1 protein-coding gene is annotated in these 338 nt (G+C 55.3%); it reads right to left on the bottom strand.

From position 1 onward, the window contains the following. Positions 1-103 precede the first annotated feature (103 nt). The coding region (locus EN818_RS33115; RefSeq protein ID WP_210237329.1) for a hypothetical protein at positions 104-338 on the bottom strand (235 nt) is incomplete at its 5' end.

Genomic DNA, 338 nt, shown 5'->3' with positions numbered 1-338 from the left:
AAGAAGCGGTGCTGTTTGTCATCCGCATCGATCGGACCACCGCCAACGACTAGGCCGCTTGCCGTGGAGAAGGCAGCCCGTCTGAACGTTCAACGATTGGCTTTCAACGGAAGTTTGGACAGTTCCGCGACAACTCGGCCCATGCTTTGTCCAATTCAAGTTTCGAGGTGGTGGTCTCGATTTTCTTCGCTGTCGCGTTGTCGATGAAGTTGCTTTCGGCGCGCATGACGTGGAAAGCTCCCCCTGAAGGCTGCTGATAGAGCACGATATATCCACAGTGGCGGTCGATCTTCTCAAACCTCGTGGCGATATCGACCGCCGCATAGATGCCCGGAAAG

Source organism: Mesorhizobium sp. M3A.F.Ca.ET.175.01.1.1 (genome assembly GCF_004791945.1).
Classification (GTDB): domain Bacteria; phylum Pseudomonadota; class Alphaproteobacteria; order Rhizobiales; family Rhizobiaceae; genus Mesorhizobium.
Note: the sequence above shows the minus strand (reverse complement) of the source record. Positions and strands in the feature narration are given on the sequence as shown.